Source organism: Dokdonia sp. Hel_I_63, from assembly GCF_007827285.1.
Classification (GTDB): Bacteria; Bacteroidota; Bacteroidia; order Flavobacteriales; family Flavobacteriaceae; genus Dokdonia.
Genome location: NZ_VISD01000001.1, coordinates 44525 through 64533, shown reverse-complemented (window position 1 = coordinate 64533; position 20009 = coordinate 44525). Strand labels below are relative to the sequence as shown.

Here is a 20009-nt window from a genome sequence, read left to right as displayed (position 1 = left end):
ATAAAATACTCCCGTTATAAAAGGAGGAACTAACGTTTAACTAAAAACACCTTCATAAGGTATAACAAGATGTTTAGCAAAGACCGCTGGAATGAAATATTAGAAGCCCTCAATGCAAATAAGTTTCGCACGTTACTTACTGCATTTGGTGTATTCTGGGGAATCTTAATATTGGTATTGCTACTAGCACTAACCAATGGGCTTAAGAATGGAGTTTCTGCAGATTTTGGTGATTTTGCGACAAACTCTATGTTTATGTGGTCGCAAGGAACATCTATATCATACAAAGGATTACCTAAGGGAAGAAGATTTAGTTTTAAGCTTGAAGATGTCGAGGTGCTTAGAGAGAAGTATCCAGAGCTTAAATATATCTCACCCCGTAATCAACTTGGAGGATTTAATGGTGCAAACAATGTGACGCGCAATGAAAAAACAGGAGCTTTTAGTATCTACGGAGATTATCCAGAATTTATAAAACAGCAGCCTCAAGACATTACTTCTGGGCGTTACATCTCATATTCTGACATTAATGAAAAACGCAAGATATGCGTCATAGGAGAAGATGTAGTGAAGGGGTTGTATGATAATGGAGAAGAAGTCCTTAATACCTATATAAAAATAAATGGCGTTAACTTTCTAGTGGTAGGTACTTTTAAAAACCCAAAAAGTAGTGGAGATGCAGAGGAAGATGCAAATACTATTTTTGTGCCTTTTACCACATTTTCACAAGCTTTTAATAGAGGGGATTATGTAGGGTGGATGGCAATAACTGCTAGTGAAGATATAAATATTACAGACATTAAGGAGCAAGTATTTGCAACCATGAGAGAGCAGCGCTCTATCCACCCTGATGATAAACGAGCAATAGGTCACTTTGATTTATCAGAAGCATATGGTCGTGTGATGGGGCTATTCTCTATCCTCACTTTTGTAGGTTACTTTGTAGGGTCATTAGTGCTACTTTCAGGAGTGATAGGAATAAGTAATATTATGCTTATTGTGGTAAAAGAACGAACTAAAGAAATAGGAGTACGCAGAGCACTAGGAGCGACGCCATGGGAGATTAAATCTCAGATTTTACAAGAATCTTTAGTGCTTACTATTATCTCAGGAATGTCTGGTATCGCCGTTGCCGCTGGATTTATATGGGTGATGAATACCATTTTAGACCAAGTAGGAAAAGTAGATAATTTTGCAAATCCATCAGTAAATATAAATGTCATTTTTGTGGCGCTCGCTATTTTGATAGTTTCAGGATTACTAGCTGGATTTATTCCGGCTTCAAGGGCAATACAAATGAAGCCTATAGACGCATTAAGAATAGAATAAAACACAATCAACCTCTCATACCATGAAACGCACAGGAACCATTATTACACTCATTGTAATCGTCATATTATTTGCAGTAGGCATCTGGTACATCTACACAAAAGATAAGCAAGACCCTATTGTTTACACTACAGAGCAAGCTTCTAGCCGCACTATTGTTAAGAAAACGGTGGCTACTGGAAGTATTGTTCCTAAGGAAGAAGTACTTATTAAGCCTAATGTGTCTGGAATCATTAAAGAGATTTATGTAGAGGCTGGAGATAATATCAAGGCAGGAGATCTCATTGCTCAAATTGAGGTGGTGCCTAATGCATCATCACTTACAAATGCAAAGAATAATATTGCAGGTGCTCGCACGGGAGTTGAGACTGCAAAGCTTGCGCTAGCAAATCAAAAAAGTATTTATGACCGTCAGAAGGCGCTCTTTGATAAAGGAGTAATCTCTGCAAATGATTTTGATGGGATTCAGAATTCTTATAATCAGGCGCAACAGCGCGTAAAGCAGGAGCAAGTCAATTTTACAAGCGCCTCTCAAAATTATGATATTATAAAAACGGGAACAACTAGCGGTCTTGGTAATGCTGCTACTACTCAAATTAGATCTACTATTACTGGGATGATTCTTGACGTGCCGGTAAAAACAGGAAACCAAGTTATAGAAGCAAACAACTTTAATGATGGAACTACGGTTGCAACACTAGCAGATGTAGATAAAATGATTTTTGAAGGAAAAGTGGATGAGAGTGAGGTAGGTAAAATAAAAGAAGATTTACCATTAGAAATCACCGTAGGAGCGATAGAAAATATGACTTTTAACGCGACTCTTGATTATATAGCACCTAAGGGCGTAGCCGAAAATGGAGCGATTCAGTTTGAAATTAAAGGAACATTAGATCGTACAAATTCAGATACATTTATTAGAGCTGGACTGAGTGCAAACGCTAGTATTATTCTTGAGAAAGCGACAGATGTTCTTTCTATAAAAGAGGCACTTGTACAATATGATCCTAAGACTAAGAAGCCATTTGTAGAGGTCGCTACAGGCGATCAAGAGTTTGAACGTCGTGATATAGAAGTAGGTGTGAGTGATGGTATTTTTGTAGAAGTAAAGAGCGGAATCACAGCAGAAGATAATATCAAGGTGTGGAACCAGCTTAAAATCCCTACTGGATTTGGAGGAGGTAGAGGCTAGATAACCCCTTGTTTTATAGGTGCAAGGAGGTTTTTTAAGTGCGCTTTCGCGAAAGCGTAACAACCTCTCAAAAAAAATAATTAACAGTTTTTGTAACATATAACCGTTTCAATAGTCATATTGGACATCAATCAAGATTATGAAAAAAGCCATCTTATTTTGTATGACAGCGTTACTCGCTCTCACGACATATAGTCAAGAGAAGAAGTGGACCCTGCAAGAATGCGTGCAATATGCGATAGATAATAATATTAACATCCAGCAAACGGAGTTAGATCTAGAGACTGCAGCCATAGACCGCTCTGATGCCATAGGAGCATTTTTGCCTACCTTAAACGGTACCGCATCAAATTCTTGGCAAACGGGTCTTACGCAAAACGTACTTACTGGAGTTTTAGAAACACAACAAACACGTAACTCATCTTTTGGGATAAGTTCTGGAGTGCGTTTAATCAATGGTTTTAGAAACCATAAAGTATTAGATAGAGCAGAACTTTCTAAAATCGCAGCAGATTATAATATTGCTAAACTTAAAGATGATGTCGCTCTTAATGTAGCAGTCTCTTATCTCCAAGTACTACTAGCGAGAGAAAGTGCAAAAGTAATTGTTACTCAAAATGCTGTGACTAAAGAGCAAATATTGCGTACACAAGAACTTGTAGATGGAGGTGTGTTGCCTAGAGGCGATCTACTTGAAATAAGAGCAACAGACGCTAGTGAAAGACAGCGTATAGTAGCTGCCGAAAATGCAGTATCTATAGGACTCGTAAATCTCGCTCAGCTTTTAAACATTAAAGACTTTGCCAACTTTGATATTGCCGAAGGGGAATATGAAGTGCAAGGAGAAGGAATTTTAGATACTCAGGCAGATGTATTAATAGAGACAGCAAAGGAAACGCGCTACGATCTTAAGATTGCTGAACAAAATGAAGCAATAGCTAAAAAGGATTTAGAAATAAGTAAAACGGGATTTTATCCAACACTAGATGCATTCTTTAATTATAATACTAGGGAGTCTAATAGATCAAGCGGTTTTAATACATCAATAGATCCTGATAATCCTTTTATTGATTCTGGAAATCCTATTGGAGTTGTGGGTAACACCGGTGATATTGTAACTAGTTTATCTCCTAATATTACTGGAGTTGATGAAATAGGGCCATTACCATTTATAGAGCAACTATACCTTAATGATGGTATCTCTTATGGATTATCTTTGAGAGTTCCTGTGTTTAACGGATTTAGTGTAAAAAATCAAGTAAAACGTAGTGAAGTAAATGTAATGCGCTCAGAGTTTCAAAAAGAGCTAGCAGAGCAAAACCTAAGAACTGCTGTTTATCAAGCATACACAGATGCAAAAGCTGCGAGAGAAAGTTATGAAGCAGCCAAAATAGCTGTAGAGTCGCAAGAGCTAGCATATGCATATGCAAAAGATCGCTACGATGTGGGGCTTACAAACGCCTTTGACTTTAGCCAAAGTAAATTACGTTACGATAATGCACAGATTGAGATTGCGCGTTCTAAATATGATTATATTTTCCGTATTAAGGTATTAGAGCTCTATTTTGGAGTTCCAGTTACCGAACTAAAATTCTAACCAAAATGAGTAAAAAAACACTTTTCATTTTACTAGGTATTGTTGCTATTGTAGTTATAGCATTAATCGCAGGTAAAAAATCTGGAGCTTTCGGTAAGTCTGGTAATTTCAAGGCTGTAGAGGTGCAGAAGCTAGAGCGAGCAACTATCATTGAGACGGTGGCCGCTACTGGTAAAATACAGCCGGAGATAGAAGTAAAGCTATCATCAGAAGTATCTGGAGAAATCATAGACCTTCCTATTAAAGAAGGACAAGATGTAAAAAAAGGAGACCTACTTGTAAAAATCAATCCAGACTTAGTACAAGCAGCAGTAAGCCAGAGTCGCGCAGCGCTACAAAATAGCCGTGCCGGATTATCACAAGCAGAAGCTAGTCTTAATCAAGCCAAGCTTACTTTTAATCGTAATAAGCCACTTTTTGATAAAGGTGTAATCTCAAAAGCAGATTTTGAAAGAGCACAGTCTGATCTCGATATTGCGCAAGCAAATCGTCAGAGTGCTTTTTATAACGTACAGAGTGTTGCTGCTCAAGTAAAGCAAGCTACAGATAATCTAGGGCGTACTTCTATTTTTGCACCACGAGATGGTACTATCTCTATGCTTAATGTAGAGCTGGGAGAACGTGTAGTAGGTACTGCTCAAATGGCAGGAACAGAAATTGTACGTGTAGCAAACCTTAATAACATGGAGGTTGAGGTAGATGTAAATGAAAATGATATTGTAAAAATTGCAATAGGAGATTCAACTATCGTAGAGGTAGATGCATACCTAAAAACAAAATTTGCTGGTGTGGTTACAGAAATTGCAAACTCTGCTCAAGCAACACTTACTGCAGATCAGGTTACAAACTTTAAAGTAAAAGTGCGTATTCTAGAAGAATCATATAAGCACTTGCTAGAAGGTAAAAAGGATACATATTCGCCTTTTAGACCTGGTATGACAGCAACGGTAGATATCATTACAAAAAAGCGTAACGATATCCTTGCAGCACCTATAAGTGCTATTGTTGTAAAAACAGATACAAGTGCTACAAGAAGCACTACGCCTAAGTCTACAACAAGTGCAGGAGCGGCAGAGGAGAAATTTGAATGTGTATTTGTGAAGAGTGGTGGTGAAGCAAAGTTGAAGGTGGTAACCACAGGAATACAAGATGACTCTAAAATTGAAATCTTAACAGGTCTAGAAGAAGGAGATGAGATTATCATAGGCCCTTACAGTCTTGTAACTAAAACACTCAAAACAGGAGATAAAGTTGAGGTAAAGGGAGAAGAAAAAAACGAATCTGAAGAGTAAAAAATGACACATATTTTATGTCTAGAGACAGCCACCACAAATTGTTCGGTGGCTTTGTCTATTAATGGAAACGTAGTGGCAATGCAGGAGGATAATGCTCAAAAGTATTCTCACGCAGAGCGATTGCACGTATTTATTAAAGAGGTGCTTGATACAGCAGGTGTTACTAAAGATAAACTTAATGCAATTGCCGTAAGTAAAGGTCCAGGAAGCTATACAGGGCTTCGTATAGGTGTTTCAGCAACAAAGGGACTCTGTGCCTCACTAGATATACCGCTTATCTCTGTAGATACTTTAGGTGCGCTTTCGCGAAAGCTAACTGTTAACGATGGCGAACTCATCATACCAATGCTTGATGCGCGTCGTATGGAAGTGTACAGTGCTGTTTTTGATAATAATGGAAATCGTCACAGAGAAACCCAAGCACAAATACTAGATGAAACATCCTTCACCGAATATTTAGATAAAGGAATTGTTCACTTTGTGGGGAATGGCGTAGAAAAATTTCAAGAAATCTGTGAGCATCCTAATGCTAGGTTTGTGATAGGAGAGCTGCCTTCATCAACACAAATGGCAACTATGGCACAGTCAAAATTTGAAGCTAATGATCTTGAAGATGTAGCTTATTTTGAACCGTATTACCTCAAAGATTTTATTGCAGGTATGCCTAAAGCAAAGTAGTAATAACCCTTAAGCAAAAAAAATCCCGTGATACAATACTGTATCACGGGATTTTTCCTTTTAAGAAAAAGCCTCTTAAGCTTCTTTGTGTATTTCGACAGCATGTGGATAAGGGATTTCAATCCCAGCTTTGTCAAGTTCAATTTTACAATTCTCGATAGTTTGGAAGTATACATCCCAGTAATTTTCTGGTGATGCCCAAGGACGCACTTCATAATTTACAGAGCTATCTGCAAGCTCACCCATATTAACAGATGGAGCAGGTACTTGTAATACATTTTCTTGAGAATGCATAGCGCGCATAAGAGCTTCTTTAGTCGCCTTAATATCTGCGTCATAAGATACTCCAATAGTAAGGTCAATACGAAGTTCTCCTAATTCTGAGTAGTTTTTAATATTTCCATTGGAGAGAATCCCATTAGGTATAATTACGAGTTTATTTCCTGGAGTGGCAATTTTAGTGGTAAGTATTTGTATTTCTTGTACCACGCCTATCTCTCCTTGTGCTTCGATAAGATCACCCACCTTAAAAGGTTTAAACAGCATCATTAGTACACCTCCAGCAAAGTTAGAAAGGGATCCTTGTAGTGCGAGGCCTATAGCAAGACCAGCTGCTGCAAGAATTGCCGCAAAAGAAGCCGTATTAATGCCTAACTGTCCTAATATAGCAATGATAAGAAGTATGAGAAGTATTGTTCTTACTAGGTTAGACAGAAACCTTTCTAAAGTTACATCCATATTTTTGTTCTTATGAAGCGCCGTTTTAAATAGCTTCATAAGCTTGTTGATAACCCATTTACCTACGACCCATATGACAATAGCCATAATAAGTTTTAGACCATATTCTGATCCTTTTTCGATAGCGAGGTCAATCCATTTTTGATAATCTTCCATTGGTTGTAATTATTAGGTTGTTAATGTTTGTAACCTAAAAATAGAAAAACTCACATATATTGATATATGTGAGTTTCTATAGAATTATTATCTCCTTGGATGTATCGTTAATCGATGCAAACGGGAATCTTGTCTAATTTTTTATTATTCAGCATTGTGAACATGTACATCACGTTGTGGGAATGGTATGGTTATTCCGGCAGCTTCTAGACGTTCTTTTCCCTCCTCAAGAACTAACCAGCGTAAGTTCCAGAAGTCTTCATTTTTTGCCCAATATCTAAGTGATAGGTTTACACTGCTATCTCCTAGCTCTGCAAGCACTATCATAGGTGCTTTTCCTTCTTCTTGAATTACTTGTTCTTGTTCATTAACTAGTGTAAGTAAAATGTTTTTAGCCAGTTTTACATCATCGCCATAGTCAATTCCAAAAGTGATTGCTTCTTTACGGATTCCTTCTTCGGTAAAGTTTATAATGGTTTCATTAGACAATTTTCCATTAGGAATAATTGCTAGTTGATTTCCAAAGGTGTTAAGTTTAGTCTGAAAAATAGAGATTTCTTTTACGGTTCCTTCTTGTCCTTGTGCTTTTATAAAATCTCCTACTTTAAAAGGTCTTAGTAATAGTATGAGAACCCCTCCTGCAAAGTTAGCTAGAGATCCTTGTAATGCCAGTCCTATTGCTAGTCCCGCTGCTCCTATGATAGCTACCAGAGAAGTAGTCTGTACCCCTACCTGTGTAATCACAAGTACGAAGAGTACAATTTTTAAGGTCCAGTTTATGAGATCTGCAATAAATTTTTCAAGCGTAGGCTCGTAATCCTTTTTTTTGAAAAATTTAGCTACCAATCGCTTAATAATACGGATGACCCATAAACCAACAAATAGTAAAAACATCGCACTCAAAAAGCCTGGGATGAAATCCCAAATCCATTTGATGGCTTGGTCTATATGTTCTTGGTATTCGCTTACTTGATCCAGAGGATTAATCATATTTAATTTTTTTACAAAATTGGATATAAGCAAACACGTTACATAATCTTCTAGGATAAACTTCTGTTAAACTTCCATGAGTTTTAACGCGGCTTTCACAGTCTCAACGGGTAGTTGGCACGTATTATTCACACATACATAAATAAATGTTCTGTCATCATGGTATCGCCCCTTAAAGATGTCTTGATCACTTTTGATAGTGCTAGTTGCAATCAATTTATTAGGGATGTAATGGCTGTCGAACTCTTGCCTTAGCACTTCCGCATCTTTTCCCACGATGACAAGCTCATAAAAAGGCATGGTATAATTAAGCATTCCATCCATCCAGTTTGAAAAACTAGTAGGGCTTTGCTCAATAGATGGCTGAATGTTATGAAGCATTGCTTTAGCCGTATCTCGATAAGTATTATCCCCATAGTAATGAGATAGCATAAAGATATTTTTTGCCATTATGGAGTTTGAGGACGGAATCACGTTATCATAAAACTCAGTGTTACGACTTGCTAGGCTAGGATCATGATTTGATGTAAAGAAGAATAAATCATTTTCTGGATTTTGAAAATGTTGAAAGGTGTAATCTGTAAGTTCTTTAGCCTTATTAAGCCATTGATTATCTGCTGTAACTTCATAGATTGCTATAAAGGCATCTACTATAGCAGCATAATCTTCTAGATATCCATTTATAGTACTTTTTCCATTTTTAAAGGTGCGATTGAGACCGCCATCTTCTCTCATAAGATTGGTACTTAAGAAAGTAGCGTTTTTTAATGCAGCGGTAAGAAATGCATCCTCATTAAAGGCTCGGTAGGCATCTACATACCCTTTAATCATTAATCCATTCCAAGAGGTTAGGATTTTATCATCGAGGCGAGGTTTTTCTTTATTGCTTTCGCGAAAGCGTAATAAGTCCTCATGCCATTTATTTTTCTTGGAAATGATTTCTTCCACTGAAATGTCACACTCTTTAGAAAAATCTTGATCTGTATCTTGTCTAATGAGTACATAGTTGTCTTTCTCCCATTTTCCATAGGAGTTGATGTTGTAGTATTCTTTAAAAAGATCAAAGTCATCACCTATCAAAGTTTGTAGCTCGTTTTTAGTCCACACATAATAAGCACCTTCTTCTAGAATTCCATCTGCAGCTAAGCTATCTGCATCTATAGCGCTATAGAAGGCTCCATCTTCTGTCGTCATCTCGCGGGCTATAAACGTTAAGGTTTGATAGACCGTTTGCTTGTATAAAGGATTTTTAGTCTTTGTATAGGCTAGCGCGTATAAGCTTACTAGCTGTGCATTGTCATAAAGCATTTTCTCAAAGTGCGGTACATGCCACTTAGTATCTACACTATAACGGGCAAAACCGCCACCTACTTGGTCATTGACTCCACCAAAGGCAATTTGTTCTAGCGTGGTATTTACATATTCTAAAATCTCTTGATCTTGATTTTGGTGTGCATACCTAAGTAAAAAGAGGTAGTTATTAGGCATCATAAACTTAGGTGCTCGGTTCAGGCCACCTTGTCTAGTGTCCCACTGTCGTGACCACTGGCTTATCGCATTTTGGAGCGTTTCTAACTTAAAATCTGGACTGCTATCATTTGGGATAATTGCATCCATCTCTTGCATGCCTTGTTCAAGCTTTTCTGCATATTCTATGAGTTTTTCTGGAGCTGTTTGATAGAGTTTTGCAATTTGCTCTAGTGCGCTTGTCCATTCCTCTTTAGGGAAATAGGTGCCTCCCCATACTGGTCTTCCATCTGGTAATGCAATAGCATTAAGGGGCCAGCCACCTCGACCGGTCATAAGTTGGACAGCATTCATGTATACATTATCTACATCTGGACGCTCCTCACGATCTACTTTTATATTTATAAAATGCGCATTCATAAGTTGCGCTACCTCTGTATTTTCAAAGCTCTCGTGCTCCATAACATGACACCAGTGGCATGAAGAATAACCTATGCTAATCAATAAGAGTTTGTTTTCCTTTTTAGCCTGAGCGAGCGTTTGCTCATTCCATGGTTTCCAGTCTACAGGATTATGCGCATGTTGTAATAGGTAAGGGCTAGTCTCATGTATGAGATCATTAGTGTAAGGATGTTCCATAGTGGGGTTGATTTAGTGCTTGGCGATTGTAAAAGGAGTGTGATTATAGACGCAAGAGCGATTGTAAACTGTGGTAGTCTTGTAAAAATACAAACAAAAAAAGTCCCATCATGAGATGAGACTTTTTTCAATATTTTTAAAAGAGATTTACTTTACTTCAAAAGTAATCTTACAGTTCATGCGGTATTCTTTTATTTTTCCATCATCACCTACTACACAGTTTTGCTCATTTACATAAAGAGATTTGATGTTCTTTATTGACTTGCTAGCGTGTTTAAGTGCATTTTCTGCTGCATTTTCCCAGCTTTTCTCAGAACTTGCTAATACTTCTATAACTTTTAATACTGCCATTTTATTGGTTTTAAAGTGTTAATAATTAGTTGTTTCCTGAAAGTTACGCAATTCATTAGATAAGAATGCAAATGTTTTTGTAAATGTTATAATTACTATTTGTCTGAATAATAACGATAGTTATGTGTAGATGAACGTATGAGTGGAAGGTGTTTTGAGAGATTTTATTTTTGAAGTACTTGGTGTAATTACCATCCTCCCGAAGCACCACCACCTCCAAAGCCACCGCCGCCAAAGCCTCCTCCAAAACCACCGCCTCCACCGAAGCTTCCACCACCGCCAAAAGATCCTCCACCACCAAAGCCGCCACGTCCCATATTGCTGAGTATGATAACATCCAGTAGTGAGCCGCCTACACTGCGCTTACCGCCATTACGACCGCCACCGCGATGATTGTTACGACTTATGATAATGAGAATGACGATAAAAAAGATAAACATGAGAATCCCTTGTATGGGAAAACCATCGTTACCTTGTCTCGTTCCTTTAAAGTTTCCTTGTAAACCGTCAAAGATGGCATCTGCACTTTGATCTAGGCCAGCATAAAAATTCCCTTGTTTAAACTGAGGAATCATTATTCTATTTATGATTTGCTCTGCATCGCGATCAGAAATGATGCTTTCTATTCCATAACCCGTATTGATATCTACCTTGCGATCATCTTTTGCGAGAATAATCAGGATGCCGTTATCTTCATCTGCCTGGCCTATTCCCCATTGCTGTCCCCACTTTGCGCCTACCATATCAAGTCCTTCTCCATTGGAAGTAGCGATAATAGCAATCACAATTTGTGTTGAGGTACTGTCACTGTATTTAATAAGCTTGTTTTCTAAAGCACTCTTTTGTCCTGCAGATAATAAGCCTATGTAATCATAAACTGCGTCAGGATTTGCCTTTGTCGGTTTTTCAGGAATATTAAATTGACCAAATGCAGGAATACTCAGTACCAATAAAAGTAGAGAGAAGAGTACGCTTTCGCGAAAGCGTGAACCTAAAAAATTATTTTTTTCTTGCATTAAGAGGTGCTTATTTCGTCAGGGAGTTCATTTTTATCACCATGCTTCCATGGGAAAAATGCAGCTAGTTTCTCACCAGCAGATTGTACTCCTTCAATGAGACCATCGCGGAAGTTTCCTTTTGTAAACTGAGCAATCATAGCATCCTTAGTAGACTCCCAGAAATCTGGCGGGACTACCTTGTTGATGCCCGCATCACCGCAAATTGCCAGTTTATGATCATCTACAGCAACATAAATAAGGACTCCATTTTCTTCCTTAGTATTATCCATTTTAAGTAAATGAAATAATTCTTGAGCACGTATGAGCGCATCTACTTTGTTAGAGTGATGCTCTAAGTGCACACGAATTTCTCCCGAAGTACGAGTCTCAGACTGTCTAATAGCCTCAACAATGGCTTGCTCGTCCCTTTTACTTAAAAAGTCTTCTACCGTAGATGCCATTTATTTTGTGCCAAAATCAAATTCTACTTCTGGAGCATTTTCTGATCCTGCATCTGCCTCAAAGTATGCACGGTTTTCAAAGCCTAAAATTCCTGCCGCTAGGTTAGTAGGAAACATACGAATTTCAGAGTTTAAAATTTTTGCTTTTTCATTAAAGCGATTACGCTCCACATTGATGCGGTTTTCTGTACGTTCCAGCTCATTGATTAGCTCCTTGAAGTTTTCATTTGCTTTAAGATCTGGGTAGCGTTCAAAAACAGCTAATAGTCGAGATAGCGCAGAGGTAAGACCTGACTGAGCTTCTTGAAACTGTCTAAGTTGTGCTGGTGTAATGTTTGAAGGATCAATATTTATTGAGGTAGCTTTGCTACGTGCTTCTATTACTCCTATAAGAGTTGATTGCTCAAACTCTGCATAGCCTTTGGCTGTATTTACAATATTTGGGATTAAATCTGCACGACGTTGGTAAGAGCTCTCCACGTTACCCCATTGTGCACTTACTTCTTCATCTAGAGGAACGAGATTATTATTTGTGCGAGCAAGCCATAAGCCTCCTATTACTAGTATAGCAACAATGGCGATAAGAGCGATAAGTCCTTTTTTCATAATATTAATTAGGTTTGATAGTTAGTTGTTGTTTGTTGTGATTTGTTACAAGTAACGTGCAATAGTAGCAAGTTAAGAAAAAGAATTACTATAAGAAGACAATAAGGTTTTGTTAAACAGGGTACCTAGGAGTTATATAATTGAGATTTTTGCAAAAAAATCACACTCATTTGTAGTGTACTATTGTTATGGATTTAAAACTTTTATATTTACTAGCATCTATGGGAGTTATAGGTGTTATTGCAGGTGTGTATCACCTTGTGTCTGGGCAGTATCTTGTAATGAGTCTTTTGTCAATAACCACTAGCTTATTTTTTATAGGCCTAGCTTATCGCGATTACTATAAAGGAAAGCGCTTTTAGAGATTAGACTTGATCTCTAGTAGTTGTGCCTTTACAGCTTCTAGTTTTCTTATAATATCAAAATTTGATAATATTTCTTTTTTACCTTCTTTGAGGTGCGTCTTTGCACCATCAAGCGTAAAGCCACGTTCCTTTACTAGATGATAAATAAGCTCTAGATTTTTAATATCTTCTGGAGTAAATCTCCTTGTACCCTTAGCATTTTTCTTAGGAGCGATGACATCAAATTCTTTCTCCCAAAAACGTATCAAAGAAGCATTTACATCAAATGCTTTTGAGACTTCTCCTATTGTATAGTATAATTTTTCTGGAAGATCTATATACATTAATCGAGTGATTGATTTTCTATAGATGACGCAGTGAGCATAAGATCATATTCCTCTGGAGTAAGATCATTATGGTAAAAGTTCACAGGATTAACTACGGTGCCGTTTTTCCACACTTCATAGTGCAGGTGAGGACCAGAAGAGAGCCCAGTATTACCTACATATCCTATAATCTCACCACGTTTTACGTTTTGCCCCACGGTAGCTTTGTACTTACTCATGTGCGCATAATACGTTTTATAGCCAAAACCATGCTCTATAATTACCATTTTACCATACCCGCTTCCTAGTCCTACTTTAGTGACTTTTCCATCACCAGTGGCATAAATTGGCGTACCAGGAGGAGCTGTAAAGTCCATCCCGTTGTGCATTTTACGATATTTTAAAATAGGGTGAACTCGCATTCCGTAGCCAGAGGCTACTCTAGAGAGGTCTTTGTTTTGAACCGGTTGTATAGCTGGTATAGTTTTGAGTAACGCTTCTTTCTCTTCGGCTAGTTTTGCAATTTCGTCTAGAGACTTTGACTGGATTACAAGTCGTTTTGTGATCTGATCAATACGTTTTGCACTTCCTGTAATCATAGAAGAGTTATCAAATCCCTCTAAGTCTTTGTAACGATTTACACCTCCAAAACCTGCTTGTCTTACCTCATCCGGAATAGGGCTAGCCTCAAATAATACACGGTATACATTGTTATCTCGCTCTTCTACATTTGCAAGTACGCGTTCTATCTGGTCTAGTTTCTTTTCTTGAATCTCAAACTGTAAAGACATATTTGCCAGCTCACGTTCTAGTTTTCGTTCCTTGGGAGTATCGACACCAGAGTTAAAAACAGCAATTGTAATAAGAAGTCCCATAAGAGCGGTTGCCGCAATGAATATCAATGCTGCGCCAAAGGTGCGTCCCTTTTTTTTCTCTACTTTTCGGTAGGATAGTGTCTCACTATCGTAGTAATATTTTACCTTAGACATAAGTTAAAATGCTTATTTTTGGGGTTTGTTTATGGGGTTTAGTACGCTTTCGCGAAAGCGTGATTTAAAACCTCAACAACGTTCAAATATAAAATAAATTATCCACACCATCCATCGTATGAAATCTCAAGAGGTACGTAAACAGTTTCTAGACTTTTTTGAATCCAAAAAACATACCATAGTGCCCTCTGCACCAATGGTTTTAAAGGATGACCCTACATTAATGTTTACAAATGCGGGTATGGTGCCTTTTAAAGAATATTTTCTAGGAAATGCGACGCCAAAAAATGCTAGGCTGTCAGATACTCAAAAATGTTTGCGTGTTTCAGGAAAGCATAATGACCTGGAGGAAGTAGGAAAAGATACCTATCATCACACGATGTTTGAGATGCTGGGTAACTGGTCTTTTGGAGATTATTTTAAAGAAGAGGCGATTGCTTGGGCTTGGGAATTCTTAACGGAAGTAGTGAAGATTGATAAGGACAGTCTTTATGTGAGTGTTTTTGAAGGAGACAAGGAAGATGGATTAGATAGAGATCAAGAAGCTTTTGATATCTGGAAGCAGCGTATTGATGAGGATAGAATCATCGATGGAAATAAAAAAGATAACTTCTGGGAAATGGGAGCGCAAGGACCTTGCGGACCATGTTCAGAAATACACGTAGACATAAGATCTGCCGAAGAAAAAGCAAAAGTAGACGGGAAGACGCTCATCAATATGGACCATCCACATGTGGTGGAAATCTGGAACCTTGTATTTATGCAGTACAATCGTCTTGCAGATGGATCGCTTGTAAAGCTTCCTAATCAGCACGTGGATACTGGAATGGGATTTGAGCGCTTATGTATGGTGCTTCAAGGAGTACAGTCTAACTATGATACAGACGTTTTTACTCCACTAATGAGTGAGATAGAAACGATCACAAACTCAAAGTGCGGTAATGACGAAGAAATAGATATTGCAGTACGAGTAATCGCAGATCACGTTAGAGCTGTCTCATTCTCTATTGCAGATGGACAGTTACCTTCTAATACAGGAGCTGGTTATGTAATCCGCAGAATCTTACGTCGAGCAATTCGTTATGGGTTTACATTCCTTGACATGAAGGAGCCATTTATCTATAAGCTTGTTGCAACACTTGTAAAGCAAATGGGGGATGCATTTCCAGAGCTTAAATCACAGAAGAACTTAATGACAAATGTGATACGTGAAGAGGAAGCTTCTTTTTTACGTACGCTAGATAAAGGGTTACTATTACTTGATAATGTAATTGCAGATACTAAAGGTGATACTGTTTCTGGTGATAAAGCTTTTGAGCTTTATGATACTTACGGATTTCCAATAGATCTTACAGCACTTATACTTAGCGAGAAAAACTTAAAACTTGATGAGAAAGGTTTTGAAGCAGCTCTTAAAGAGCAAAAGGACCGCTCTCGTGCAGCAACCAAAGTTGAGACAGACGATTGGAATATCTTACACGAAGATGCTGAAGAAGAGTTTGTAGGATACGATACATTAGAAACTCCGGTGAAAATTACTCGCTACCGTAAGACGGAAAGTAAAAAAGACGGTGAGTTATATCAACTGGTATTTAATCTTACTCCGTTCTATCCAGAAGGAGGAGGACAAGTAGGAGATAAGGGATATCTAGAGACTCCTAATGGAGAGGTTGTTTACATTATCGACACTAAGAAAGAGAATAATTTAATTATTCACCTTGCCAAAAACCTTCCACGATCTACAGATGGAACGTTTAAGGCAGTGGTAGACGCAAAACAACGTAGCCGCACAGCTGCAAACCATACTGCAACACACTTATTACATCAAGGTTTACGTAAGGTACTAGGTACACACGTAGAGCAAAAGGGTAGTATGGTACATAGCGGGAATTTACGTTTTGACTTTGCTCACTTTTCTAGGGTGACTAAAGAAGAACTTAAAGAGGTAGAAGATTTTGTGAATGCACGCATACGCGAAAATCTACCACTAGAAGAGCAACGAGGAATTCCTTATGATCAGGCAGTACAAGAAGGTGCGATTGCATTATTTGGAGAGAAGTATGGAGATGCAGTAAGAACCATCCGTTTTGGGAAGTCTATGGAGCTTTGTGGAGGAACTCACGTACCAAGTACAGGAGAAATCTGGCATTGTAAGATTACCTCAGAAGGTGCCGTAGCATCTGGAATACGTCGTATAGAAGCAATCACTAGTGGTGCGGCTAAAGATTATTTTACATCAGAAACAGAGGCTTACAATAATGTAAAAGCTACACTTAAAAATGCACAAGATCCAGTAAAAGCAATTACTAGCCTACTAGATGAGAATGCTGCTTTAAAAAAGCAAGTAGAAGCACTTATAAAAGAGAAGGCTCAAAACTTAAGTGGTGATCTTGCTAAGGAGTTTACAGATATAGATGGAGTTGATTTTCTTGCCAAAAAAGTAGATCTAGACGCAGGAGCAATAAAAGATCTTGCATTTAAGCTAGGAGAAAATAAAGACAATGTGTTTATTCTTTTTGCTACTGAGCAAGAGGATAAAGCATTGCTAAGCTGCTATATTTCAAAGGAGCTTGTAGCTTCTAAGAAATTGAATGCAGGTACTGTGGTGCGCGAACTAGGAAAGCACATCCAAGGTGGAGGTGGTGGGCAACCCTTCTTTGCAACCGCAGGAGGGAAAAACCCAGCAGGAATAGACGCCGCAATTGCCGAGGTGAAAAATTACTTGGTTTAATACACATACAGCCATCTGCTTATTAACTTAATAAGTAGATGGTTTTTTATAAAGATTGCTTCTTGTGTTATGATAAAATTACAGACTCAGTTGCCACTTACTACATCATCGACTCCGTTTGGGTATGATGATACGTTGTTGCTGTTGGGTTCTTGTTTTTCAGAAAACATAGGAGGTAAACTAGATTACTATAAATTTCAATCGGTTACAAATCCGTTTGGGATTATATTTAATCCTATAGCGCTTGAACGCCTTATACAAGACGCGATTGAAAATAAAACATACACAGAAGAAGATGTTTTTGAACTTGACGGTGTCTGGAAATCATACTACGCGCATAGCGATAAAAATGCTTTGAGTAGGCTAGGAGCCGTTATCCATCTTCAGGAGGCACAGCAATTACTTAGGACGCAATTAAAAAGTGCATCACATCTCTTTATTACCTTAGGTACTGCATGGGTTTATAGACATCTTGAACGAGATGAGGTAGTGGCTAACTGTCACAAGGTGCCTCAAAAGGAGTTTGTAAAAGAGCTCTTGTCCATAGATGATGTTGTACAAAGCCTATCTCGCATAGTAAAGCTTGTGTGCAAGTTTAATCCTAAAATTCATATCACTTTTACAGTGTCTCCCGTGCGCCACATAAAAGATGGATTCATAGAAAACACACGAAGTAAATCTCATTTGATTTCTGCTATTCATGAACTAGTTGACAAGAGCGCTGTTTCTTACTTTCCTTCTTACGAAATCATGATGGATGAGTTAAGAGATTATCGCTTTTACTGCTCAGATATGATTCATCCTTCGGCACAGGCGGTAGATTATATTTGGGAACGATTTGTTGAGGTATACGCTTTCGCGAAAGCGAAACAAACAATGAAACAAGTCTCAAAAGTACAACAAGGAATTACTCATAAACCCTTTAATGCCGAAGGAGAGCAGCACCAAAAATTCTTGACAAAGTTAGATAGTCAAAAAGAAAAGCTTGTAAAAGAATTTCCTTGGATGAGGTTTTAATGAAGCCTTAGGTGTTCATTTTCTTATAAAGAGAAAGCCATCCACCTCCATTCATAACTTCAATCCCTTTGCTTTTTAAAATAGCAGTAGCAGATGCGCTTCGTGCGCCACTGGCACAAACACATATTATAGGTGCATCCCAACTCTTGATTTTTGCGGCATTGGCAGCTATTGTCTGTAATGTTATATGCTTAGAGCCTGGAATAGCGCCGTTATCATATTCGGCTTTTGATCGCACGTCTATGATTATGGCCTCTCTACTAAAGAAGTCATCAAGTTTCCGCTGTTTCTTACCGAAAAAACTACTGAATAACCCCATTATCTTCCATTACTAAACTTAGTCCGTCTTTTATAAGATGTGCAATATTTGCTCTAGAAATCATGAGAGATTCTAGGTGTGTTAGCACTTCCTTATTTCGCGTAAGCTCAAATATCTCAAGTGATAAAAGCCAGTCAGTAGGATATTGCTTTTTGACCGTTTCAAATATACTTAAGAGTGTTGTTTCTTGTGGGTTTCCACTTTCTCGTTGAGCTCTTACTTCCCTGTAGAATTCGTTAAGTTTTTTGTCCTCTTCAGATAGTTCGTGCTGGATGGTAGTGGTAGTACTCACCTGACTTTTTATATCAAAAGAATCATGATCTGCTGCTCCTGCAAAAGCAGAAACTACAGAGGTTCCTATGGCCATATCAAAAGGCCCATTCTTACGTGAGATAAGTTTGTCACCTTTGTATGAAACTTCGCAGCCATCAAAATGAACCACGAGCAAGGTTCCATCTACACTACGAGTACCAGTGGTAATCATTCCTGTCACGGTAATGCCACTTTCAAACTCAAAGGAGTTAATGCCGCCTTCATAAATTTCAAAAGCTTTAAGATCTCTTGGACTCATATTTTCGATAGCCATAGAGCTACGCTTGAGTTTCCCTAAAGGCGAAGAGAATCCTTTTCTAAAATGAGTTGTTCCTAGTCCTATAAGTTCTTTGCCTCTGTAAGAAAGGGCACTAGGTCCATGAGTTTCAAAATAAACAACGCGGTTATCTTCATCTTGAATCATATTACTGAAATTCCCACTTACTTGCAGACCAGTGTTAAGCTCGATAGAGCCTAGCTGCTTACAATCTATAAGTTTTTGGACACCTCGCCATCCACCTCGTCTCAAAGCCATAGTCTCTGCAAATTCTTCTAGCACTTCCATTAAGTATCCAAAATCTGGAGTAACAAATAGCTGAGGTTGCATTTGTGTGATATCAAATTCTTGATAAGCAGCATCTATGCTATAAGGTAGTTTCTTTACAGCATCTGTAAGGCAATGTTTGCTCTCACCTAGAGATGATAATAAGCCAGCGCCATATAATTTTGGATCTTCAAGTGTTCCTATAAGTCCATACTCCACAGTCCACCAGTGAAGGTTTCTTATTAATGCAATTTCAGACGGTTCTACCGTCATTTGCTGCAGACGGTTTACCTCATCTTCGGCAGCGTCTATTTCTTCTTGAGCAATACCTTCAGCTTCTTTTAAAATAGATAGCTTGCGCACTGCTTCATACATATCCATATCATGTGCATTTGATATGGCACGAGCACCTATTTCTCCAAATCTGCGCAGATATTCCGCATAATCTGGACTAGCAATAATAGGAGCATGACCAGCACCTTCATGTATAATATCTGGTGCGGGTGTATATTCTATATTTTCTAGTTGGCGTATGTCACTTGCAATCACAAGCACCTTGTATGCTTGAAATTCCATAAAAGCATTAGGCGGGATAAAACCATCTACCGCAACAGCAGCCCATCCTATTTCTTTAAGGATACGATTCATCCCGTACATAGAAGGGATGTTATCTATAGAAATCCCTGTTTTTTTAAGACCAGACATATAGCTCTCATGAGCCACCTGACTTAAATGAGCTACATTTTTACGCATCACATATCTCCACACCGCTTGGTTGATAGGAGTGTATTGATCATAATCTTGCGCCTTGATATATTGTCCTAAATGCTTAGGCAGGCGATCTAATAACGGGTTTGATGTAACTGGTATTTCCATAGAGTAAATTTACAAAGAATTGGTCGTGATTAAAATGCTTTCCTAAATCGTTTG

19 protein-coding genes are annotated in these 20009 nt (G+C 38.2%); 8 read left to right on the top strand and 11 right to left on the bottom strand.

Features of this window, described 5'->3' with window-relative positions; translation table 11 throughout:
- Nucleotides 1–69: 69 nt before the first annotated feature.
- The 5 genes from JM84_RS00300 to tsaB all read left to right on the top strand — a co-directional run bounded on the left by JM84_RS00300 (nt 70) and on the right by tsaB (nt 6091).
- Nucleotides 70–1329: an ABC transporter permease gene (locus JM84_RS00300; protein ID WP_013751085.1), complete on the top strand. Its 1260-nt coding sequence runs from the start codon at nt 70–72 to the stop codon at nt 1327–1329.
- A gap of 22 nt (nt 1330–1351) precedes the next feature.
- Nucleotides 1352–2521 (top strand): efflux RND transporter periplasmic adaptor subunit, encoded by a 1170-nt coding sequence (locus tag JM84_RS00295; protein ID WP_013751086.1) that lies wholly within the window; start codon nt 1352–1354, stop codon nt 2519–2521.
- Nucleotides 2522–2660: 139 nt separating this feature from the next.
- A complete protein-coding gene (locus tag JM84_RS00290) occupies nt 2661–4118 on the top strand; it encodes a TolC family protein (RefSeq protein ID WP_041295658.1) in 1458 nt (485 codons plus the stop codon).
- 5 nt (nt 4119–4123) lie between these two features.
- The gene (locus JM84_RS00285; RefSeq protein ID WP_013751088.1) at nt 4124–5410 is read left to right on the top strand and encodes an efflux RND transporter periplasmic adaptor subunit; all 1287 of its coding nucleotides are present in this window, start codon (nt 4124–4126) and stop codon (nt 5408–5410) included.
- Between the two features lie 3 nt (nt 5411–5413).
- Nucleotides 5414–6091: a tRNA (adenosine(37)-N6)-threonylcarbamoyltransferase complex dimerization subunit type 1 TsaB gene (gene tsaB, locus JM84_RS00280; protein WP_013751089.1), complete on the top strand. Its 678-nt coding sequence runs from the start codon at nt 5414–5416 to the stop codon at nt 6089–6091.
- 75 nt (nt 6092–6166) lie between these two features.
- Here tsaB and JM84_RS00275 read toward each other — a convergent pair whose 3' ends face one another.
- The 7 genes from JM84_RS00275 to JM84_RS00245 all read right to left on the bottom strand — a co-directional run bounded on the left by JM84_RS00275 (nt 6167) and on the right by JM84_RS00245 (nt 12497).
- Nucleotides 6167–6985: a mechanosensitive ion channel family protein gene (locus JM84_RS00275; RefSeq protein ID WP_013751090.1), complete on the bottom strand. Its 819-nt coding sequence runs from the start codon at nt 6983–6985 to the stop codon at nt 6167–6169.
- Nucleotides 6986–7129: 144 nt separating this feature from the next.
- Entirely contained in the window at nt 7130–7975 is an 846-nt protein-coding gene (locus JM84_RS00270; RefSeq protein WP_144782257.1) for a mechanosensitive ion channel family protein, read from the bottom strand.
- Nucleotides 7976–8041: 66 nt separating this feature from the next.
- A complete protein-coding gene (locus tag JM84_RS00265) occupies nt 8042–10081 on the bottom strand; it encodes a thioredoxin domain-containing protein (protein WP_144782255.1) in 2040 nt (679 codons plus the stop codon).
- A gap of 147 nt (nt 10082–10228) precedes the next feature.
- Nucleotides 10229–10432 carry a dodecin family protein gene (locus JM84_RS00260; protein ID WP_013751093.1) on the bottom strand — a complete coding sequence of 68 codons (204 nt, stop codon included), beginning with the start codon at nt 10430–10432 and terminating at the stop codon, nt 10229–10231.
- Between the two features lie 188 nt (nt 10433–10620).
- Entirely contained in the window at nt 10621–11448 is an 828-nt protein-coding gene (locus JM84_RS00255) for a TPM domain-containing protein (protein WP_144782253.1), read from the bottom strand.
- Complete coding sequence (locus JM84_RS00250; RefSeq protein ID WP_144782251.1) at nt 11448–11891, bottom strand: TPM domain-containing protein; 444 nt, start codon at nt 11889–11891, stop codon at nt 11448–11450. The genes JM84_RS00255 and JM84_RS00250 overlap by 1 nt, the downstream gene beginning before the upstream one ends.
- Nucleotides 11892–12497: a LemA family protein gene (locus tag JM84_RS00245; protein WP_013751096.1), complete on the bottom strand. Its 606-nt coding sequence runs from the start codon at nt 12495–12497 to the stop codon at nt 11892–11894.
- A 188-nt stretch (nt 12498–12685) separates the two neighbouring features.
- On the opposite strand from JM84_RS00245, the gene JM84_RS15315 reads away from it, so the two are divergent.
- Nucleotides 12686–12859, top strand: a complete 174-nt coding sequence (locus JM84_RS15315; RefSeq protein WP_013751097.1) for a hypothetical protein — start codon at nt 12686–12688, stop codon at nt 12857–12859.
- Here JM84_RS15315 and JM84_RS00240 read toward each other — a convergent pair.
- Together JM84_RS00240 and JM84_RS00235 are read right to left on the bottom strand one after the other, a co-directional pair.
- Nucleotides 12856–13185 (bottom strand): MerR family transcriptional regulator, encoded by a 330-nt coding sequence (locus JM84_RS00240; protein ID WP_013751098.1) that lies wholly within the window; start codon nt 13183–13185, stop codon nt 12856–12858. The genes JM84_RS15315 and JM84_RS00240 overlap by 4 nt on opposite strands.
- The gene (locus JM84_RS00235; protein ID WP_013751099.1) at nt 13185–14156 is read right to left on the bottom strand and encodes a M23 family metallopeptidase; all 972 of its coding nucleotides are present in this window, start codon (nt 14154–14156) and stop codon (nt 13185–13187) included. The genes JM84_RS00240 and JM84_RS00235 overlap by 1 nt, the downstream gene beginning before the upstream one ends.
- A gap of 118 nt (nt 14157–14274) precedes the next feature.
- Here JM84_RS00235 and alaS point away from each other — a divergent pair, with 118 nt between their 5' ends.
- Nucleotides 14275–16887, top strand: coding sequence for an alanine--tRNA ligase (gene alaS / locus JM84_RS00230; protein WP_144782249.1), 2613 nt, complete (start codon nt 14275–14277; stop codon nt 16885–16887).
- 69 nt (nt 16888–16956) lie between these two features.
- A complete protein-coding gene (locus tag JM84_RS00225) occupies nt 16957–17904 on the top strand; it encodes a GSCFA domain-containing protein (RefSeq protein ID WP_144782247.1) in 948 nt (315 codons plus the stop codon).
- A gap of 7 nt (nt 17905–17911) precedes the next feature.
- On the opposite strand, the gene JM84_RS00220 is transcribed toward JM84_RS00225, so the two are convergent.
- Both JM84_RS00220 and JM84_RS00215 read right to left on the bottom strand, forming a co-directional pair.
- Entirely contained in the window at nt 17912–18223 is a 312-nt protein-coding gene (locus JM84_RS00220; protein ID WP_144782245.1) for a rhodanese-like domain-containing protein, read from the bottom strand.
- On the bottom strand, nt 18207–19955 hold the full coding sequence (locus tag JM84_RS00215) for an aromatic amino acid hydroxylase (protein ID WP_144782243.1): 1749 nt from the start codon (nt 19953–19955) through the stop codon (nt 18207–18209). The genes JM84_RS00220 and JM84_RS00215 overlap by 17 nt, the downstream gene beginning before the upstream one ends.
- Nucleotides 19956–20009: the final 54 nt, after the last annotated feature.

Excerpts from the sequence above, each read along its gene's own strand:
- JM84_RS00300 (WP_013751085.1), top strand. The coding sequence starts at position 70 with ATGTTTAGCAAAGACCGCTGGAATGAAATATTAGAAGCCCTCAATGCA.
- JM84_RS00295 (WP_013751086.1), top strand. The coding sequence starts at position 1,352 with ATGAAACGCACAGGAACCATTATTACACTCATTGTAATCGTCATATTA.
- JM84_RS00290 (WP_041295658.1), top strand. The coding sequence starts at position 2,661 with ATGAAAAAAGCCATCTTATTTTGTATGACAGCGTTACTCGCTCTCACG.
- JM84_RS00285 (WP_013751088.1), top strand. The coding sequence starts at position 4,124 with ATGAGTAAAAAAACACTTTTCATTTTACTAGGTATTGTTGCTATTGTA.
- tsaB (WP_013751089.1), top strand. The coding sequence starts at position 5,414 with ATGACACATATTTTATGTCTAGAGACAGCCACCACAAATTGTTCGGTG.
- JM84_RS00275 (WP_013751090.1), bottom strand. The coding sequence starts at position 6,985 with ATGGAAGATTATCAAAAATGGATTGACCTCGCTATCGAAAAAGGATCA.
- JM84_RS00270 (WP_144782257.1), bottom strand. The coding sequence starts at position 7,975 with ATGATTAATCCTCTGGATCAAGTAAGCGAATACCAAGAACATATAGAC.
- JM84_RS00265 (WP_144782255.1), bottom strand. The coding sequence starts at position 10,081 with ATGGAACATCCTTACACTAATGATCTCATACATGAGACTAGCCCTTAC.
- JM84_RS00260 (WP_013751093.1), bottom strand. The coding sequence starts at position 10,432 with ATGGCAGTATTAAAAGTTATAGAAGTATTAGCAAGTTCTGAGAAAAGC.
- JM84_RS00255 (WP_144782253.1), bottom strand. The coding sequence starts at position 11,448 with ATGCAAGAAAAAAATAATTTTTTAGGTTCACGCTTTCGCGAAAGCGTA.
- JM84_RS00250 (WP_144782251.1), bottom strand. The coding sequence starts at position 11,891 with ATGGCATCTACGGTAGAAGACTTTTTAAGTAAAAGGGACGAGCAAGCC.
- JM84_RS00245 (WP_013751096.1), bottom strand. The coding sequence starts at position 12,497 with ATGAAAAAAGGACTTATCGCTCTTATCGCCATTGTTGCTATACTAGTA.
- JM84_RS15315 (WP_013751097.1), top strand. The coding sequence starts at position 12,686 with ATGGATTTAAAACTTTTATATTTACTAGCATCTATGGGAGTTATAGGT.
- JM84_RS00240 (WP_013751098.1), bottom strand. The coding sequence starts at position 13,185 with ATGTATATAGATCTTCCAGAAAAATTATACTATACAATAGGAGAAGTC.
- JM84_RS00235 (WP_013751099.1), bottom strand. The coding sequence starts at position 14,156 with ATGTCTAAGGTAAAATATTACTACGATAGTGAGACACTATCCTACCGA.
- alaS (WP_144782249.1), top strand. The coding sequence starts at position 14,275 with ATGAAATCTCAAGAGGTACGTAAACAGTTTCTAGACTTTTTTGAATCC.
- JM84_RS00225 (WP_144782247.1), top strand. The coding sequence starts at position 16,957 with ATGATAAAATTACAGACTCAGTTGCCACTTACTACATCATCGACTCCG.
- JM84_RS00220 (WP_144782245.1), bottom strand. The coding sequence starts at position 18,223 with ATGGGGTTATTCAGTAGTTTTTTCGGTAAGAAACAGCGGAAACTTGAT.
- JM84_RS00215 (WP_144782243.1), bottom strand. The coding sequence starts at position 19,955 with ATGGAAATACCAGTTACATCAAACCCGTTATTAGATCGCCTGCCTAAG.